Annotated in this window: 12 protein-coding genes; 5 read left to right on the plus strand and 7 right to left on the minus strand. The window is 50.8% G+C overall.

All coding sequences use genetic code 11. The features are described from left to right. Nucleotides 1–13: 13 nt before the first annotated feature. Entirely contained in the window at nucleotides 14–2,863 is a 2,850-nt protein-coding gene (locus H9Q13_RS02355; protein WP_191182141.1) for a M16 family metallopeptidase, read from the minus strand. A 90-nt stretch (nucleotides 2,864–2,953) separates the two neighbouring features. Beyond that, a complete protein-coding gene (locus H9Q13_RS02360; protein ID WP_191182142.1) occupies nucleotides 2,954–3,364 on the minus strand; it encodes a hypothetical protein in 411 nt (136 codons plus the stop codon). 138 nt (nucleotides 3,365–3,502) lie between these two features. Here H9Q13_RS02360 and H9Q13_RS02365 point away from each other — a divergent pair, with 138 nt between their 5' ends. Next, nucleotides 3,503–4,570: a DNA topoisomerase IB gene (locus H9Q13_RS02365; RefSeq protein ID WP_191182143.1), complete on the plus strand. Its 1,068-nt coding sequence runs from the start codon at nucleotides 3,503–3,505 to the stop codon at nucleotides 4,568–4,570. A 104-nt stretch (nucleotides 4,571–4,674) separates the two neighbouring features. On the opposite strand, the gene H9Q13_RS02370 is transcribed toward H9Q13_RS02365, so the two are convergent. Beyond that, a complete protein-coding gene (locus H9Q13_RS02370; RefSeq protein WP_191182144.1) occupies nucleotides 4,675–6,270 on the minus strand; it encodes a hypothetical protein in 1,596 nt (531 codons plus the stop codon). A gap of 47 nt (nucleotides 6,271–6,317) precedes the next feature. Next, complete coding sequence (gene pgi / locus H9Q13_RS02375; protein WP_191182145.1) at nucleotides 6,318–7,967, minus strand: glucose-6-phosphate isomerase; 1,650 nt, start codon at nucleotides 7,965–7,967, stop codon at nucleotides 6,318–6,320. Between the two features lie 551 nt (nucleotides 7,968–8,518). On the opposite strand from pgi, the gene H9Q13_RS02380 reads away from it, so the two are divergent. The 4 genes from H9Q13_RS02380 (at nucleotide 8,519) to H9Q13_RS02395 (ending at nucleotide 13,516) form a co-directional block, all read left to right on the plus strand. Then, entirely contained in the window at nucleotides 8,519–9,265 is a 747-nt protein-coding gene (locus H9Q13_RS02380) for a beta-phosphoglucomutase family hydrolase (RefSeq protein WP_191182146.1), read from the plus strand. 28 nt (nucleotides 9,266–9,293) lie between these two features. Further along, nucleotides 9,294–10,118 (plus strand): trehalose-phosphatase, encoded by an 825-nt coding sequence (gene otsB, locus H9Q13_RS02385; protein WP_191182147.1) that lies wholly within the window; start codon nucleotides 9,294–9,296, stop codon nucleotides 10,116–10,118. Further along, nucleotides 10,111–12,513, plus strand: coding sequence for a glycoside hydrolase family 65 protein (locus H9Q13_RS02390; RefSeq protein ID WP_191182148.1), 2,403 nt, complete (start codon nucleotides 10,111–10,113; stop codon nucleotides 12,511–12,513). The genes otsB and H9Q13_RS02390 overlap by 8 nt, the downstream gene beginning before the upstream one ends. A 64-nt stretch (nucleotides 12,514–12,577) precedes the next feature. After that, entirely contained in the window at nucleotides 12,578–13,516 is a 939-nt protein-coding gene (locus tag H9Q13_RS02395; RefSeq protein ID WP_191182149.1) for a 1-phosphofructokinase family hexose kinase, read from the plus strand. Between the two features lie 197 nt (nucleotides 13,517–13,713). Here H9Q13_RS02395 and fbaA read toward each other — a convergent pair whose 3' ends face one another. The 3 genes from fbaA to H9Q13_RS02410 all read right to left on the minus strand — a co-directional run bounded on the left by fbaA (nucleotide 13,714) and on the right by H9Q13_RS02410 (nucleotide 17,587). Next, nucleotides 13,714–14,784, minus strand: a complete 1,071-nt coding sequence (fbaA, locus tag H9Q13_RS02400) for a class II fructose-bisphosphate aldolase (RefSeq protein ID WP_191182150.1) — start codon at nucleotides 14,782–14,784, stop codon at nucleotides 13,714–13,716. A 106-nt stretch (nucleotides 14,785–14,890) separates the two neighbouring features. Beyond that, complete coding sequence (locus tag H9Q13_RS02405) at nucleotides 14,891–16,300, minus strand: exonuclease domain-containing protein (protein WP_191182151.1); 1,410 nt, start codon at nucleotides 16,298–16,300, stop codon at nucleotides 14,891–14,893. A gap of 138 nt (nucleotides 16,301–16,438) precedes the next feature. Further along, on the minus strand, nucleotides 16,439–17,587 hold the full coding sequence (locus tag H9Q13_RS02410) for an AI-2E family transporter (protein WP_191182152.1): 1,149 nt from the start codon (nucleotides 17,585–17,587) through the stop codon (nucleotides 16,439–16,441). Nucleotides 17,588–17,760: the final 173 nt, after the last annotated feature.

The raw sequence follows: 17,760 nt of genomic DNA on the forward strand, positions 1-17,760 counted from the left end.
AGTGTAGTATGGTCTATTTTACGGAGGAGGTACCAACGGAGTTGCCGTTCGTATCTAGTTCCACTACCTCGTAACTCAGTTTCTGTAGTTCTGGCAATACGGTTTTTTTATCGCCAACCACCACAATGTGCATTTTGTCGGTCGGCAGGTGTTTGGCTGCCAGCGCATCGATCTCCTGCTTCGTGATGTTGTTGAGGATTTGCGTCTGCTTGCCTACATAGTCCTTCTTCAGGTCGTAACGCAGGATGCGACCCAGGAAGTTGGCCTTTTGACCAGGCGTTTCGTACTGGCGGGCGTCAGACTGACCGATGGAGTTTTTCATGAACTGAAGTTCCTCCTGCGTGATGCCTTTGGTTCTGAAATCGTTGATTTCTTTCATGAACTCGACCACGGACGCAGCCGTGGCATCGGCACGCACACCGGCTGAAGCCGTGTAGGGACCAGCGAAGCGACTGCCGCCGAAGCCGGAGCGGGCACCGTAGGTATAGCCTTTGTCTTCGCGCAGGTTCAGGTTGATGCGGCTGTTGAAGGCGCCGCCCAGCACAAAGTTCATCAGTGATGTTCTGTAGTACTCACCGGTCGCGTCGTATGGTAGGGCTACGTAGCCAATTCTGATCTCTGACTGCGCAGCGTCTGGCTTGTCCACAAAGTAGATCTTGGTGGCCGCAATGGTAGGTGCTTTCACGTCGGCAGGTATAGCTACGCTTTTCTTATTCCATTTTTTCAGGAAGTCCATCTTACCGAGAATTTCCTTCTCGTTGATATCGCCCACTATCACCAGCTCAGCTCCTGTCGGGGTGTAGTTAGCGGCATAGAACTGCTTTACATCCTCCAGGGTAATGCTGCTTACCGATTCGGTCGTGCCGGAAGTAGGTATAGCCATGATGTGGTTCTCGCCATACAGCAGTTTGTTGTACACGCTGCTGGCAATAGCCGTTGGCTGTGTCGACTGGTTGGCTATACCTTCCAATTGCTGCTTCTTCAGACGCTCAAAATCATCCTGTGCAAATTTCGGACGGAACAGGCGCTCTTCGAGCAGCACCAGGGTCTTGTCGAGGTTCTTCTTCAGGGACTGCACCGTTATGTATGTGTCTTCAGTGCCAGAGCCGACGCGGATTGAACTGCCCAGTTTGTCCAGCTCGCTGGTGAATGCCTCCGAAGTGTAGTTTTCGGTATCCTCGTTAAGCAAGGACGCTGTAAGCGACGCAATGCCTGCTTTGCCTGGTGTATTGGCCAGCAAACGATGGCCACCCGGGATCGTCAGTTGCAGCGTAACCGTCGGTATCTCGTCCGACTTGGTGCCGATTACCTTCATGCCGTTTTTGAATTTCGAGGTATAGAAATTCGGAACGCTCACGGCTTTGGCCTGGCCGGCTACAGGGCGCTTGCTGCGGTCGAAGGAGTCTACTGCCTTGGTATAGCTAAGACCGCTGTAGTCCTGTGGCTGTGCTATAGAGGTGTTGGTGTCTACTGTGTAGTTGTCTGCTTTCGCAATCATATCAGACTTGCCCTTTGGCACCACACTCAGGATAACGGCGCTTTTGCCTTTGATGTAATGGTTGTACACACGCATCACGTCAGCTTTGGAAACCGCGTTGATACGCTTAATCTCCTCTTGTAGGTAGTTAGGGTTGTTGCGGAAAGTTTCGTAAGCGGCCAGTTGCGATACTTTACCACTCACGCTCGCCATTCTGTTGATCAGGCTCGACTCGGCAGAGGCTTTGAAGCGCTGCAGATCTTCATCGGTAACGCCGCGTGTTTCGAACTCTGCGATCGACTTGCGCAGCAATTCTTCCATCTGTGCCAGGTTGTTGTTCGGGTAGGTCATCACCGTGATGCCGAACTCACCCGCCAGTTCTGAGGTGGAGTTAGATGCCGAAGCCTGAAGCGCCTTCTGCTCTTTCACGAAGTTTTTGTAGAAGATGGAGTTTTTACCCTGACCGAGAATCTCAGCTAATATGTCCAGTGCGTGCTCGTCCTGGTGACCTGCCTCAGGCACCGGGAAGGTCATGCGCAGCATTGGGAAGCGCACGTTGTCCTCATAGGAAATGTAGCGGTCTTTGTTCAAGGTAGCTACCACGGGCTTCATGTCTTCTACGGCTGGTCCGACAGGTATAGACCCAAAGTATTTCTCTACCAATTTGACCACTTCAGACGGATTGACATCTCCACCTACGGTGATGGTCGCATTGTTAGGGCCATACCAGCGCAGGAAGAAGTTTTTCAGGTCGTTTACATTTACACGATTCAGGTCTTCGATATAACCGATCGTTGTCCAGGAATATGGGTGGCCGTGTGGGTATAGGTGCTGCGAAGTTTTCTCATACACCAGACCATAAGGGCGGTTGTCGTAGTTCTGGCCCCGTTCGTTCTTTACGGTCTCGCGCTGCACCTCAAATTTTTTCTGAGTAACGGCGTCTAGCAAAAAGCCCATGCGGTCAGCTTCCAGCCAAAGGGCGGTTTCCAGTTGGTTGCTTGGCACCGTCTCGAAATAGTTGGTACGGTCGCGATTTGTAGTGCCGTTCAGGGTGCCACCGGCATCCGACACGATCTTGAAATGCTCTTCGTCGGCTACGTTGTCGGAGCCCTGGAACATCATGTGCTCAAAGAAGTGGGCGAATCCGGACTTGCCGACTTCTTCGCGGGCAGATCCCACGTGATAGGTAACGTCCACATGCACTACCGGATCGGAGTGATCCTCGTGCACGATCAGGGTTAGGCCATTGGCCAGTTTGTATTTTTCGTAAGGTATAACCAGCTCATCGCTTTTCTTGGTTACCTTCTCCACGAGTTTTGTCTGTGCCTCGGCAGCACTGACCACGCTAGCCGTAAGCACTATACTCAAACCGATTTTCTGTAGCATGTTAAATTGTTTTAGGTGTTATATTGGTCTTGTGTTAGGACCAATATAACACCTAAAGGTTTAATGCTGCAGCAAAATATAGACGAATACCTATTTTGTCTCGGCAAACACCTGTTTAGCGAACATAACGGACACTGCCAGCGTCAGCAGCGCCACCACGAGCATGGCCGTTGTGAGCAGAAAGGCCATGCCAGCGGTATGGGTTGTGTTTGCCTCCTGGGGCTGTTGCACCATGTCCAGAAGCCTGATAAAATAAGTCCCTGCACGCCATCCTAGCAGCACGGTGAGGAGTGCGGCCTCGCTAGTGCCGAGCAGATAGCCCCAGCGCTTGCGCTGGTTCAGAAAGTGCCCGGCCACCAATGCCAGCAAACCTCCGGCTATACCTGTGATAAGAGCTGTTTGGGCCTGTTCACCGGCGATGTCTACAGCCACGGCGCCACAAGCCAGCAGAAAAACGCCAAAAAAGGCGTAGAGGTAAGAGATCTGTTTGTGTATGGTCATTTTTGTCTTTTTATCGGGAACAAATATAGCCGTAATTGTTGAACAGGTATAACCAGATGCCAGTACATACCTGCCTTGCCTACAACTTTTGAAAGCAAGTAAAGTATTAGGAGCAGAAGGTGCTTAAAGCCCTAACAGATGACCAAAGAAGAAATACACAATCTACATAAAGATCCAGCCCTCTCAGCTCAATGGGCAGGGTTGCGCTATACCACCGACGAAAAGCCTGGGATCACCCGCAAAAAAGCCGGAACAGGTTTCTATTACCTCAACAGCAAAGGCGAGAAAGTGACCGATGAAAAGACGCTCGAGCGCATTAAGAATCTGGTGATTCCCCCGGCCTGGTCTGATGTATGGATTGCCAGTACAGCCCGAGGACATTTGCAGGCAACAGGCCGCGATCAGAAGGGGCGCAAGCAGTACCTATACCATACGGAGTGGCAGCATGCCCGCAACCTGACCAAATTCGGGCGTATGATCTCCTTTGGCAAGTCGCTGCCCGACCTGCGTGAGAAGATCAGCAAAGACATTCAGTCGCGCAAACTGGACAAGCGCAAAGTCACGGCCTTGGTTTTATCGATTATGGATAATGCGCTCATCCGGATCGGCAACCGGCACTATGCCAAATCAAACAAATCCTACGGCCTTACCACGCTGCGCGACCGGCACGTGACCTTCAATGGCAGCACCGTCACCTTTTCATTTGTTGGTAAGAAAGGGGTAGAGCAGAAGATCGACCTGAAAGACAGGCGATTGGCGCAGTTGGTCAAAAAATGCAAAGACATACCGGGCTACGATCTGTTCCAGTACTACGATGAAGACGGAGACCGGCAAACACTGGAGTCTGGCGACGTAAACGACTACCTACGCGAAGCTACTGCTCACGACTTCACGGCCAAAGATTTCAGGACCTGGGGCGGTACGGTGCGCATGGTGCAGTGCCTGGAAAGCGTGATCGATGAAAACCCAGAACTGGAAAAGGAAAAAAGTATCAAAGAGGCGGTAAAAATGGTTGCCCATGGCTTAGGCAACACACCTACAGTCTGCAGTAAATATTATATCCACCCCGAAGTAGTCAACCTGTTCCGGGAAGATAAACTCCTGACTTACCTCAAGAAACACGACGCCTCTCAGTCTAAAGTCAAGCACATGACAGGTATGGAGGAATTTGTATTGAAAATGCTGGAGAAAAGCATGAAAAGTTAGTAAGCATTAAATTTAGAAAGAGTGGAAGTTAGAAAGTTGGCAATAACGAGCTATTCAAGCACAAAACTTCCAAACTTTCTAACTTCCAAACTTTCTAACTTAAATCAGTTTCCTTCCCGATCATAGGCGTGCACGCGCACGTCACGGGTAGTGTAGTCCTTTGCCTTTCCGAACTCAATGTCGTTGCCGCGCTCGGTGTCATAAATGTGGGTATACCTGCGCCAACCTTTCACAGACGATCTATCGATGATCTCATCGGATCCCAATCCGCCGTATACCTTTACCAGTAAGCCTTCTCCCACTTCGCCCTCCAGTAGGAATACATCGTCTCCGTTCAGGCCATGCAAAGTGATTTCTTCTGTTTCACTGGTCAGGAATATTCGCCGGTAAAGTAACCTCTCAGGTATAGCACCGCTGGCAGGTCGAGTCAGAGTCACTTCGGTGCGCTTGTCATCCAGTCGACGCACCTGAAATATATCTTCCTGGTCTGTGCCGGCTATAGTAATTTCCTTAGCCAGAATCTCATACATTTTTTCAGCCACTTCAGGCAACTGGTCACGGCGTCTTTTCAGGTTTTGCGTCATGTCGGCACCTACCAAGGTATAGACTGTTTTGGGCAAACTCCGGACAGCCCTTTCAATCACAGCGTCTGTAAGGTTGCTTTGTAATTCCTTTGCTATTTTCTGCCAGTCCTCCCGGGTGAGCTCGTGGAGCAGGCGCTCGTCTATGAACCTGGCATTGATCATCAGTGCCTTCACATCTTTAACCTTAGGTCCGAAGGTATTGAACTTGCGGGCCATTAGTTTGCTGGTCGCCAAAAATGGTATGGCACCATCGTTCATTTTCAGGAATACCTGATCGCGGTCCTTGGGTATTGGCTCATACCTTGTCTCGGCCCCATCCTTGTATACCGCCCAGTCCCATTGTCCTTTGTGGCGGTCCCAGTCACCGATGAGTATGTCCAGCAGACGGGCACGGGCAAAGGAATGTTGGTTGAAGTGATGGGTATTGTATTCGTAGCGTTTGCGTAGCGCATCATCCGAGTCCTCAAAGCCGGATAAGTTCCCAAACATGGGCAGGGTGTCAGCCAGTTCTTCGAATTTTTCCTCGAGCATGTATACCTTCCCTTGCACGGATGAGGCGTACTCCCCAAACGATGTGTCATGGGCAGGCACATAATACAGTTTGGGCGAGGTATGGAAAACCCCGGCGGCTTCGGCTAGCACCGGCACAACTACTGCGCCATAGGGGTTGGCAGAAGAAGTTTGGTCGCGGAGAATGTTGGTAACGAAAGTGGGCCGCCAGAACTTGGCTAACACCAGCACGGGGTCCTTATCGATGGAGCGGAATGCGTATAAACGGCCCAGGCTGTCTTGGAGGTGAAAGCTGCTAGTCTGAAACCCGCCACCCTTTTTAACAACCTCCATGCCTCCGTTGACACGAGACAGGTTAAAGACAGGCAATTTGACGGGTGTAGTCCAGATGTCGCGGTTGTGCCGGCCCCAGAACAGACGGTGGAACCAGTTGCGCTCATAGTGGCGGCCCGTGATTACCCAAACGCTGTCGGGGCCAGCCGGGGCTACGTCTAGTTCTCCCGGCTGCACCAACGCGTCTTTCTGGTAAAAATCATTATCAGCGCAACTGCCCAGCAAAATGGTAAGCGCCAGTATGAGTATGTTTCTGTAGTAAAATAGTTGCATATGGAGCGAATACGTTCCTTTAACGTAGCCGCTCCATAAGGTTTGCGCTATTTTCTTTTTTGTCGGTAGTACTGAATCAGGCCTGCCGTGGAGCTGTCGTGGTCTGCTTCTTTATCATGCAAAAGTTCCTCCTCAATGGTGCCGGCCAGCTGTTTGCCCAGTTCCACACCCCATTGGTCGAAGCTATACACGTTCCAGATCACACCCTGTACGAATACCTTGTGCTCATACATGGCGATCAGGCTGCCGAGCGCATAAGGCGTTAGCAGGTCAAACATGATGGATGTGGAGGGTTTGTTTCCTTCGAACACCTTATGGGGCACCAACTGCTCCAATTCCACACCGCTCATACCTTTCTTCTCCAACTCTTCCCGCACCTCTGCTTCGGTCTTTCCCTTCATGAGGGCTTCTGTCTGGGCGAAAAAGTTAGAGAGCAGCATCGGGTGATGTTCACCAATCGGGTTTTGGCTGTTTACAGGAGCCAGGAAATCGGAAGGTATCAGCATGGTTCCCTGGTGAATCAGCTGGAAAAAAGAGTGCTGCCCGTTGGTGCCGGCGGCTCCCCAGATCACAGGCTGCGTCTCGTAGTCTACGAACTTGCCGTTGCGCATGGCCGACTTGCCGTTGCTTTCCATCTGCAATTGCTGGAGGTAATCCGGTAACAGGCGCAGGTACTGGTCGTAGGGCAGCACAGCATGCGACTGTGCCCCAAAGAAGTTCGTATACCACACGCTCAGCAGGGCCATCAGCACCGGAATGTTCTGGTGCATTGGGGCGGTCTTCAGGTGTTTGTCCATGGCTTCGGCACCACGCAGCAACTCCTCAAACCGCTCGTACCCCAGGGCACAGGCAACCGATAAACCGATAGCCGACCAAAGTGAGAATCGGCCGCCCACCCAATCCCAGAAGTGGAAGGTGTTCTCGGGTGCGATACCGAATTTTGAAACTGCCTCCGTGTTAGTGGAGAGCGCCACAAAATGCTTGCTGACATGCGCTTCGTCCCGAGCTGTTTCCAAAAACCACCTGCGGGCTGTGTGGGCATTGGCAATGGTCTCCTTGGTGGTGAATGTTTTAGAGGCGATAATGAAAAGCGTCGTCTCCGGGTCGACCTTGCGCAGCACCTCGGCCGCATCGGTTCCGTCCACGTTAGAGATAAAGTGCACCTCAATGTCCGGCTTCTGATATTTTTTGAGTGCCTCGGTCACCATCTGCGGACCCAGATGCGAACCGCCTATACCTATGTTCACCACATGCTTCACTTTTTTACCAGTATAGCCGGTCCATTCGCCGCTGTGAAGCCGATCGCAAAAGTCCTTCATCTGGCGCTGCACGTCATGCACTTCTTTCAGCACATCCTCACCCTCCACGATCAACGCTTCATCGGTAAAATTACGCAAGGCTGTATGAAGCACGGCGCGGCCTTCAGTGGCATTGATCCGTTCGCCGCGCACCATGCTGTCGATAGCAGCAGGCACCTGCATTTCCTCCGCCAATTCGGTCAGCAGCTTTATCGTCTCTTCCGTTATGCGGTTTTTTGAGAAATCGTACAGGGTTCCATCCACTTCAAAAGAGAATTTCTGGAACCGTTGCGGATCAGCCTTAAACAAATCTCGCAGGTGCTGCGACTTTAGCTGTTTTGCGTGTTCTTCCAGTTTCTTCCAGGCTTTGGCTGCAGTCGGATTGTCGTTGTGTAGCATGTTATATTCTGTAGAGGTGGTTATGGCAGAAACTACTCTTAAAGTGCCCGCCAGGTTATCAGTTCATCCTAAATATGGTGCTTTTCAGGTCTAAATATACAGCTTTTTGTAAGCTACAGGAAGCGCAGTATCATTTCAGGTATGTGATGCGTAGCCTTTAATCAGATTGTTTTATTCCGGAAGGCCTTTGTTTCGTATGAAGATAAACCGGAATGTTAAGATAAAAATTGATGATGAAGCACGAAAAAAATCAACCTAGCCCGAAAACTAACCCTAAAGCGAAAATTCTTCGTGAGGACGATGGCAAACGCACTCCCCCGGCCCACACGGAATACATCACCGGAGGCGAAAGCCCATCCACCAGACCGGAACAGGGTCCCGACGTATCTCCTGAAGAGCGAACGGAAGGCATTCCCTGATGTTGAAATCCTATACCTTTAGATTGGAAACGGCGGTTCAGTTATTTGCGAAAACAACAGGTACGTTGCGATCGAAAACCAACAGGTATAGCGCAGGGCATACACTATAGTTTAACCTAAACATTTCTTAGCATGAGTACCCTCAGCCAACTACTTAGCGAAAAACATATCAAGGCTCTGATTCTGGACCTGGATGGTGTGGTCACGCAAACAGCACGCTTGCATGCCCAGGCCTGGAAACGCATGTTCGATGCCTACCTTAAGCAACGGGGTGAAAAAGAAGGCAAACGCTACGAGCCGCTGGATATTGAGACGGATTACCGGGAGTATATAGATGGTATTCCACGATACGACGGTGTGCGGAATTTTCTGAAGTCTAGAGGTATCAGTTTGCCTGACGGCACTCCGGAAGATGAGGAAGAAGATGAAACGGTAGGAGGGCTGGGAAATCTGAAAAATATGTACCTTCAGGAGTTGCTCAAACAAAATGGCGTGGATGTGTACGAGGACACAATTGCCTGGCTCAAGCAGCAGAAGCAGCAAGGTATGCGCACCGCCGTGATTTCAGCCAGTAAAAATTGCGTGGATGTGCTGCATGTTGCAGGTATAGAGCGACTGTTCGAAGAGCATGTGGATGGACTGCAGTCGGCTGCACTCGGACTGAAAGGCAAACCGGCACCCGATATTTTTCTGGAAGCTGCCCGCCGGCTAGATATAGCGCCACAAGAGGCTGCCGTGTTTGAAGATGCCCGAAAAGGCGTGCAGGCCGGTAAAGCCGGCGGCTTTGGACTGGTAGTAGGTATAGATCGCCACCACGACGCCGAAGGCTTGAAGTCAAACGGGGCCGACCTTGTTATTCAAGAATTTCCTAAAGTATAAACCCCCATTATCGACACCCAAAATTGACATGATGATACAGAAACACGAGGCCCACGAACTGCCCTCGGCCCTCGAGAAGCTCCACGAACTCAAAACCCAGTTACAAGGCAAAACACCCGCCGTCTTCCTTGATTATGATGGCTGCCTGACCCCCATTGTAAAGCGTCCCGAAATGGCTGTCCTGTCTGATTACATGCGGGCTGCTTTGCAGGATCTGGCCTCTGTCACAAAAGTGGCCGTTGTAAGCGGACGAGACCGTCAGAATGTAGAACAGCTGGTAAAACTCGATAACCTTTACTTCGCTGGCTCCCACGGCTTCGACATTTCAGGTCCGGATGGTATGGCATCGGAGCCGGGTGGAGCCAAAGCGGCGCTTCCTGCCCTGGACAAGGCCGAAATCATTTTGCAGGAAAAACTCCGACACGTAGCAGGCAGTCAGGTAGAGCGCAAGCGCTATGCGATTGCGGTGCACTTTCGCAACGTGCCCGACGAGCAGGTAGAGAATGTGCGAAATGCTGTGAACGAAGTGCTGGACGCTATGCCGGCGTTGAAGATAGGCCACGGCAAAAAGATTTATGAACTGAAGCCGAACTTGGATTGGCACAAAGGCAAGGCCGTGTTGTGGTTGATGGAAGAGTTGGGCCTGAACGACAGTCAGTACATTCCGCTCTACATCGGGGATGACATTACCGACGAAGATGCTTTCGCAGCACTGCAGGGGCATGGAATCGGTATACTGGTAGGGGAGCACGACGACAAAACGGCTGCCACCTACCAATTGGAAAGTGTGGAGGAAGTGCGAGTTTTTCTGGAAGACCTCACCGCTACCATCAAGAAACAAAATAATGGTTGAATGGAGTATCATCTTTGACCAATGGATACCCAAGGAGCAAACCCTGCGTGAGGCACTCTGCACGCTTGGGAATGGCTATGTGGCGACCCGGGGGGCGTTTGAGGAAGCGAAGGCCGAAGCGGACATCAACTACCCGGGGACATATATAGCGGGAGGTTACAACCGCCTGACCTCCGAAGTGGCTCGCAAGCAAATCGAGAATGAAGACCTTGTTAACTGGCCTAACTGGCTGCCGGTTTCATTCCGGCATGCGGGCGAGGACTGGTTCCACTTGAGCAAGGTGGAATTGCTGGATTTCCGGCAGGAACTAGATATGAAACATGGTTTGCTGCTTCGGTCTGTGCACTTTCGCGACGGAAAAGGCCGCGAATCCATGCTCAACACGCGCCGCCTCGTCAGTATGGCCAATGCCCACCTGGCAGTGCTGGAATGGGAACTGACCCCTATCAACTGGTCTGGCGAGATAGAACTGAGGGCCGCACTGGACGGACGCGTGATAAACAGTGGTGTAGCCCGTTATCACGCTTTGGCAAGTCAGCACCTCCAGAATTTAGAACAGGGACAGCACAACGAAGAAACCATGTATCTGGTAGTGCAGACTGTTCAATCAAAAATCCGCATGGCACAGGTCGCCCGCACGCAGGTATTCCTCGATGGCCAAACCAGTGGTATGATTCCGTTGACTAAAATTGAACAGGGTTATGTGGAGCACCAGTACACATTACAAGCTTTAGCGGGACAGCCGCTACGACTCGAGAAAAGCGTACTGATTTATACCTCCCGCGACTGGGCCACCTCCGAACCCTTACTCGATGCCTGTATAAATATCGGTAGACAGGGTATGTTTGAAGAATCCCTGGAAGAGCACAAACGGGCCTGGCAGCGCCTCTGGAACCGTTGCGACCTCGACACGGCCTGTCTCAGCAAAACGCAGTCCGTACTGCGGCTCCACATTTTCCATTTGCTGCAAACCGTATCCGGGCATACCGTAGACCTTGACGTAGGCGTTCCGGCGCGAGGCTGGCATGGGGAGGCTTACAGAGGGCATATCTTTTGGGATGAGCTATTTATTTTTCCTTTCCTCAACATGCACCTTCCTGCCATCACCAGGGAGTTGCTGATGTATCGCTACCGCCGGTTAAACGAGGCCAGAAGTGCAGCAAAAGAGGCAGGATACAGGGGAGCCATGTTTCCTTGGCAAAGCGGCAGTAATGGGAGAGAAGAAAGCCAGGTCATCCACCTTAATCCAAAGTCAGGACGCTGGCTGCCCGACAATACTTACCTACAGCGGCATATCAGTTCGGCCATAGCCTATAATGTGTGGCACTACTACCAGGCCACCGAAGACATGGATTTCCTCAGTTACCACGGAGCCGAGCTTATGCTGGACATTGCCCAGTTCTGGTCCACCATCGCCACGTTGAACCATGAGATGGGTCGCTATGAAATTCTGCATGTGGTGGGGCCCGATGAGTATCACACTGAGTACCCTGACTCTTCGGAGGTAGGGCTGAACAACAATGCCTATACCAATGTGCTTGCCGTTTGGGTGATAACAAAAGCACTCGAACTGAAAGAGATTGTGGACGACTCCAGATTCGTAGAGTTGCTTACCAAGCTGCACATCGGCCCGGATGACCTATCGCGTTGGGAGGACATCACGAAGCGGATGTATGTGCCCTTCCTGGAAGACACCAAAATTATAGCGCAGTTCGACGGTTACGACCAATTACTGGAATTTGGCTGGGAGAAGTATAGAGCCAGGTATGGAGAGACCATGCGCCTCGACCGCATTCTAGAGAGTGAAGGCGACAACGTGAACAGGTACAAAGCCAGCAAACAGGCAGACGTGCTGATGCTGTTCTACCTTTTTTCATCGGAAGAGCTGCTATCAGTTTTTAAGCAGCTTAACTACGATTTTGAGCCCGAATGTATACCCGAAAACATTGCTTATTACGAACAGCGGACTTCGCACGGCTCTACCCTGAGTAAGATCGTGCATGCCTGGGTATTGGCCCGTTCTGACCGTAAACGCTCCTGGGTTAACTTTGAAACGGCTCTGATGAGTGACCTGGAAGATATACAGGGAGGCACAACAGCAGAAGGGATACACCTCGGAGCCATGGCCGGTACCGTGGATTTGGTGCAACGTGCCTATACCGGCCTTGAAATACGCGATGATGTGCTTTGGCTAAACCCCGTGCTCCCGGATGAAATGCCCTGTCTGAATATTCAACTCCGCTACAGGGGACACTGGATAAAACTGAATCTGACAACAGAGAAAATGGTAATCACTTTTGATAAGGGCTGGTCGAAAGAAGTGAAGATCGGCGTGCGCGGCGAGATCCATAACTTCCGGACAGGAGACCAAAAGGAGTTTGACATTCAACGCTGAACTCCCTATACCTATACCTATACTTATACCTGCGCAGGAAGCTTTCCGCCAAATCTAAAAAAACATGCACAAGATTATAACCATCACGATCAATCCCGCCTTAGACAAAAGTACCCATGTGAAGCGGGTGCTGCCCGAGAAGAAACTGCGCTGTGGCGAGCCTGTGTTCGAAGCGGGTGGAGGAGGTATTAACGTTTCCAGAGCCATTCGCAAGCTGGGCGGCGACTCCTGCGCCTGGCTGCTTTCCGGCGGACCGGCCGGAGAGAAACTTTGCGACTTGCTACAGGAGGAGGGCGTGGAATACTGGTCAGGAAAAACCAAAAGCTGGACCCGCGAAAACCTGATGGTAATGGAGGATAGCACAGGTGATCAGTTTCGTTTCGGCATGCCCGGTCCGCAAATCGAAGAGTCTGAATGGCAACAGGTGCTGGACAAGCTGGAGAAATTGGAGCAAGTCCCCGAATTCGTCGTAGCCAGTGGAAGCCTGGCCCCTGGCGTACCCGATGACTTTTACTATCGGATGGCAGTAATCGCTCACAAGCGCCATTTCAAGTTGATCGTTGATACTTCCGGCGACGCTTTGGTAAAAGCCGCGGGGGAGGGGCTATACCTGATTAAGCCGAATTTAGGAGAGTTAGCAAAGCTGGCTGGCAAAGAGCACATCTCGGCACTGGAGCAGGAAGCGTTTGCCATGCAGGTAATAAACGAAGGCAAGTGCAAGGTGCTGGTGGTGTCACTTGGTCCACGGGGAGCCATGCTCGCCTCTAAGGAGTCAGGTATACAGTACATCGTGCCGCCAACCGTGAAGCAAAAGAGCGCTGTTGGAGCAGGGGATAGTATGGTAGCTGGCATTGTACTAGGCCTGACGCAGGGCAAGTCGATGGAAGAGGTCGTGCGCTACGGGGTGGCCGCCGGCACCGCTGCGACCATGACGCCGGGCTCAGAGCTTTGCCGCAAAGAGGATACAGAGGAGATATACCAGTGGTTGATGGAGCATAAGTGATAGATTTGCTATCGCTGATGTAGCAGTAATTTTGTATCCTCTCTTAAATGCGGCAAGGGTGCTAACAATCGTGCACAGGAATCCTGTCAATCTTTGTATCCTGTGAGTTCATGGGGTAGGGCCCCTTTATTGAGATTCAAACAAATAAAAAAGGGTGAAGCTTTAGCCTCACCCTTTTCATCTTATGCTAATTCTGATTAAGCATTGCGATTCACGCAGTTCAGATCTTCAAACGCCTCTTTCAGTCTGGCGATGAAGTTTTCTTCGCCTTTGCGTAGCCATACACGCGGGTCGTAGTATTTTTTGTTCGGAGAGTCAGCGCCATCCGGATTGCCGAGCTGGCCTTGCAGGTATTCCTTCTTCGATTCGTAGTAGTTCTTCACACCGTCCCAGAAGGCCCACTGCATATCGGTGTCGATGTTCATTTTGATGGCACCGTAACCAATTGCCTCTGTGATCTTAGCTTTCTCAGAACCGGAGCCACCGTGGAATACGAAATTCACCGGGTTATCGCCTGTTCCGAATTTCTCTTTGATGAAGTCCTGTGAGTTTTTCAGGATCTCAGGGCGCAACTCTACATTGCCCGGCTTGTATACACCATGCACGTTACCGAAAGCCGCTGCGATTGTAAATCGGTCGCTTACCTTTTTCAGTTCTTCGTAGGCATAAGCCACTTCATCAGGTTGGGTATAAAGTCTGGAGCTGTCCACGCCGGTGTTGTCCACGCCGTCTTCTTCGCCACCCGTCACACCAAGTTCGATCTCAACGGTCATGCCGATCGCGTTCATACGCTTCAGGTAGCTGGCGCAGGTTTCAATGTTTTCCTTGATCTCTTCCTCTGAAAGGTCGAGCATATGCGAGCTGTAAAGTGGCTTGCCATGCTGCTCGTAATATTTCTCACCGGCGTCCAGTAGCCCGTCGATCCAAGGCAAGAGTTTCTTCGCAGCGTGGTCGGTGTGCAGCACAACCGGTACGCCATAGGCTTCCGCCATCAGGTGCACGTGCTGCGCACCGGATACAGCGCCGGCAATGGCGGCTTTCTGGTTGTCGTTCTCAAGGCCTTTGCCCGCAAAGAATGTAGCACCGCCGTGCGAGAACTGAATGATAACAGGTGAGTTGAGCGCCTTTGCTGCTTCCAGCACGGCGTTGATAGAGTTAGTGCCAATCACGTTAACGGCTGGCAGTGCAAAGTTATTCTCATTGGCATACTTGAACAGCTCTGTTACTTCATCGCCGAACAATACCCCTGATCTGAAACGTTTTTCCATGAATGTTTAAGTTTTATTTCGATTTGAAATTAAGTATAAATATGTTCTAAACCGAAAATAGATGACGGGAGCTGCAGAAAAGTGAATGTGTACCTTACCTGAGGGCTTATTCGAATACCAGCACCTTGTCTTTGTGCTTGCCGCGCATGTACCCGCGTATGATCTGTTGCACATCCTTGTTGTCGTTGTATCGTTGGATTTCCGATTTGAAATCGTCCAGGGAACTGGCTGAGAAATACTCGTCCACAAAGCCAAAGCCAAGATAGGTGCCGTGCTCCACCACCACGATCGATTTCTCGCCCAACTCACGCCCTTTGCCTACGATCACGAAGCTGTTATGTTCATAGGTAAACGACTTGATAGCGGCATCTACGCGGGCATTGTACTCCTCAGGACTCTCCTCACCAATGCAGGCTCCTTTACAAATGTGCACCTGGTAGTCGAAACAGGCCCCCGGCGTTTTATACAGGTCGCATAGCTTTTGACAGAGGTTATACTTAGACACCTTGTGAAACAGAAAGCCTTTAGCCTTGAATTGGTTTGAAAGCGCGATGATCGGGGTCATGTTGACATCATCGGCCTTGTTCACGCTGCCGAATGTCAGGCGCTTATACCCTTTATCGTCTTCGTAGGTGAAAATGCCGGTATTGAACACGCTGCGCCGCTGTTGACGGTTGTAATGTGGCTTTATCCGCTTTATTTCAGCCGATTCAAAAAGAAGAGCCACTAGTTCATTCCCCATCACCTCATAAGTGATATCGGCAATCTGGTTTTTGAACTCAATGGATTTGCGGCTTTTGTAGTCGATGTTGAAGTGCTGGATAATGCGCTTCTTTATGTTGATGCTCTTGCCTACATAAATCACCTCGCCTGCCTCGTTGTAAAAGTAATATACACCCGGTACCGTAGCCAAAGCATCTACCTGTTCCTTGCTGATGGCAGGAGGCAGGAGCGACGCCTTTATCTCGTTTTTAAGCTGTTCGGCGGGATCGGCCACATGGTGACTACCGTCTATAACCGGACGGTTGATTTTGATGAGCTTGTCAAAAAGCTTGGCCGTGGCTTCGGCATCGCCAATAGCGCGATGGCGCATCTGCAGCGGAATGTCGATGCTCTTGCAAAGCTTACCAAGGGAATAGGAAGGCAGGCCAGGTATAAGGGAACGGCTGAGACGCACCGTGCAGAGTGTCTTGCGCTGAAAGGTGAAGCCCAGATCAGCGAACTCTTTTTTGATGAAGGAATAATCGAAGCGCACGTTGTGGGCCACAAACACCATACCCTCTGTAAACTGTACGATCTCCTTGGCTACCTCGTAGAACTTAGGCGCGTCCTGCACCATGTCGTCAGTAATGCCGGTTAGCTGGGAGATGTAATAAGGTATAGGGCGTTGCGGATTGATCAGGGTGCTATACTTGTCAACTACCTCCTTGCCATCGTGAATGAAGATGGCAATCTCAGTGATCTTATCCTGGGTGGGCTGGCTACCCGTCGTCTCAATGTCTATGATGGCGTACAAGCTGGTTCTCTTTTAAGGCTTTCGGTAAGCTGTCTTTGGTCTGTTCCAAAGGGTTATCCTGTAAACCAATATTCTTAGCAATACGTTTCAAATCGCGCCGTTGCCATACCTTGTGCGAATAGATTTAGCAAGGCAGCCTTACTGCTCCGCTTCCCGGTCGTCCTCGTAACGTTCTTTTCTGGCCCTCTCACGCAGCTTATCAAACATCCTCCGGAAACGGCCCGATTTTTTATCTTTCACTTCATCAATATCGGCCAGCAAAAAGCCAAAGGGCCGCAACGGTTCGTAAGCGTCGAACAATACTTTCAAGATCGCAATCATCGGTATAGAGATGATCATGCCAGCCGCTCCCCATATCTCACCTCCAATAAGCAAAGCCACAATGGCAGCAAAAGGGTTGATGCTGACTTTAGAGCCAATGACATATGGCGTAATGAAATTGCCCTCCAGAAACTGCACGAACATAAACACCAGTACGACCAACACCGCATCGACCAGATGACCCGTGGTGGCCAGCGTAAACAGCGCCGGAAGCATGGCCCCGATCAGAATACCGATATAAGGTATAATGGTCAGGATAGAGGCGAACACGCCAAAGAAGATGGCATACTTTACACCCAGTAATAGCAAGCCGGCTGAGTTGAGCAGGGCCACAATCACGATCACAATCATCAGGCCTGAGATATAGCTCTGCGCCACTACCTGTATATTGTCGATGGTATGGTTAAGGCTACTGCGACGCTCCTTCGAAACAAACTTAAACATAAACTGTTCGAGGTGGTCGCGGTAATAGAGGAAACAGAACACAAAGATGGGTACGATGGTGATCATGGTGAGCGCACCGGTTGTCAGGGAGATTGTGCTGCCGACAAAAGTAGTAGAGAGTTCTTGCAGGCCACCCACCAGGTTGCGGAACAGTTCGCTCTTGTTGGCTGGCTGTATCCCAAAGTTATGGTAAAGGTATTCCTGCACTTTCATCAGCAAGGCATCAAAGTTTTTACCGATGGTGTCCAGCTCGGAGGTCAGGCTCATTACCTGCAAGGACAAGAACCAGATGACGAGCCCCAGCACGATCACCACCAGCACGATACAGGTCAGAATAGCCAATGCTCTAGGAAATCGAAGCTTCTCCAGGTCGCGGGTAAGGGGCAAGAGGAGCAAGGCGAAAAGCAAGGCAAACACCAAAGGCATCAGGATCGATTTAAAACTCTGCAATACCCAGATCGCCAGAAAGAGACCCAGCAAGATAATGACATACTTAAAGTACCGGGGTAATTTAATTTCCATAGGGTGTAATGAAGTTAAGGTATACGGTCGCGCTACCCGCAATCAATTAAGCAAATGTAGTGCGCAAGTATAGGTAAATCTAAATATTTTTATGCTAAAAATATTAGCCATTTATGGCCTTGGTTTTTCTCTCATTTAAGTGAACTGTAAGCAATATGGATTGGTTGTATAGA

The sequence above is a fragment of the Pontibacter aquaedesilientis genome (assembly GCF_014773225.1).
In the GTDB taxonomy this organism is placed as follows: Bacteria; Bacteroidota; Bacteroidia; order Cytophagales; family Hymenobacteraceae; genus Pontibacter; species Pontibacter aquaedesilientis.

Bases quoted from the DNA above. Each gene is read 5' to 3' on its own strand.
- H9Q13_RS02355 (WP_191182141.1), bottom strand. From the start codon at position 2,863: ATGCTACAGAAAATCGGTTTGAGTATAGTGCTTACGGCTAGCGTGGTC.
- H9Q13_RS02360 (WP_191182142.1), bottom strand. From the start codon at position 3,364: ATGACCATACACAAACAGATCTCTTACCTCTACGCCTTTTTTGGCGTT.
- H9Q13_RS02365 (WP_191182143.1), top strand. From the start codon at position 3,503: ATGACCAAAGAAGAAATACACAATCTACATAAAGATCCAGCCCTCTCA.
- H9Q13_RS02370 (WP_191182144.1), bottom strand. From the start codon at position 6,270: ATGCAACTATTTTACTACAGAAACATACTCATACTGGCGCTTACCATT.
- pgi (WP_191182145.1), bottom strand. From the start codon at position 7,967: ATGCTACACAACGACAATCCGACTGCAGCCAAAGCCTGGAAGAAACTG.
- H9Q13_RS02380 (WP_191182146.1), top strand. From the start codon at position 8,519: ATGAGTACCCTCAGCCAACTACTTAGCGAAAAACATATCAAGGCTCTG.
- otsB (WP_191182147.1), top strand. From the start codon at position 9,294: ATGATGATACAGAAACACGAGGCCCACGAACTGCCCTCGGCCCTCGAG.
- H9Q13_RS02390 (WP_191182148.1), top strand. From the start codon at position 10,111: ATGGTTGAATGGAGTATCATCTTTGACCAATGGATACCCAAGGAGCAA.
- H9Q13_RS02395 (WP_191182149.1), top strand. From the start codon at position 12,578: ATGCACAAGATTATAACCATCACGATCAATCCCGCCTTAGACAAAAGT.
- fbaA (WP_191182150.1), bottom strand. From the start codon at position 14,784: ATGGAAAAACGTTTCAGATCAGGGGTATTGTTCGGCGATGAAGTAACA.
- H9Q13_RS02410 (WP_191182152.1), bottom strand. From the start codon at position 17,587: ATGGAAATTAAATTACCCCGGTACTTTAAGTATGTCATTATCTTGCTG.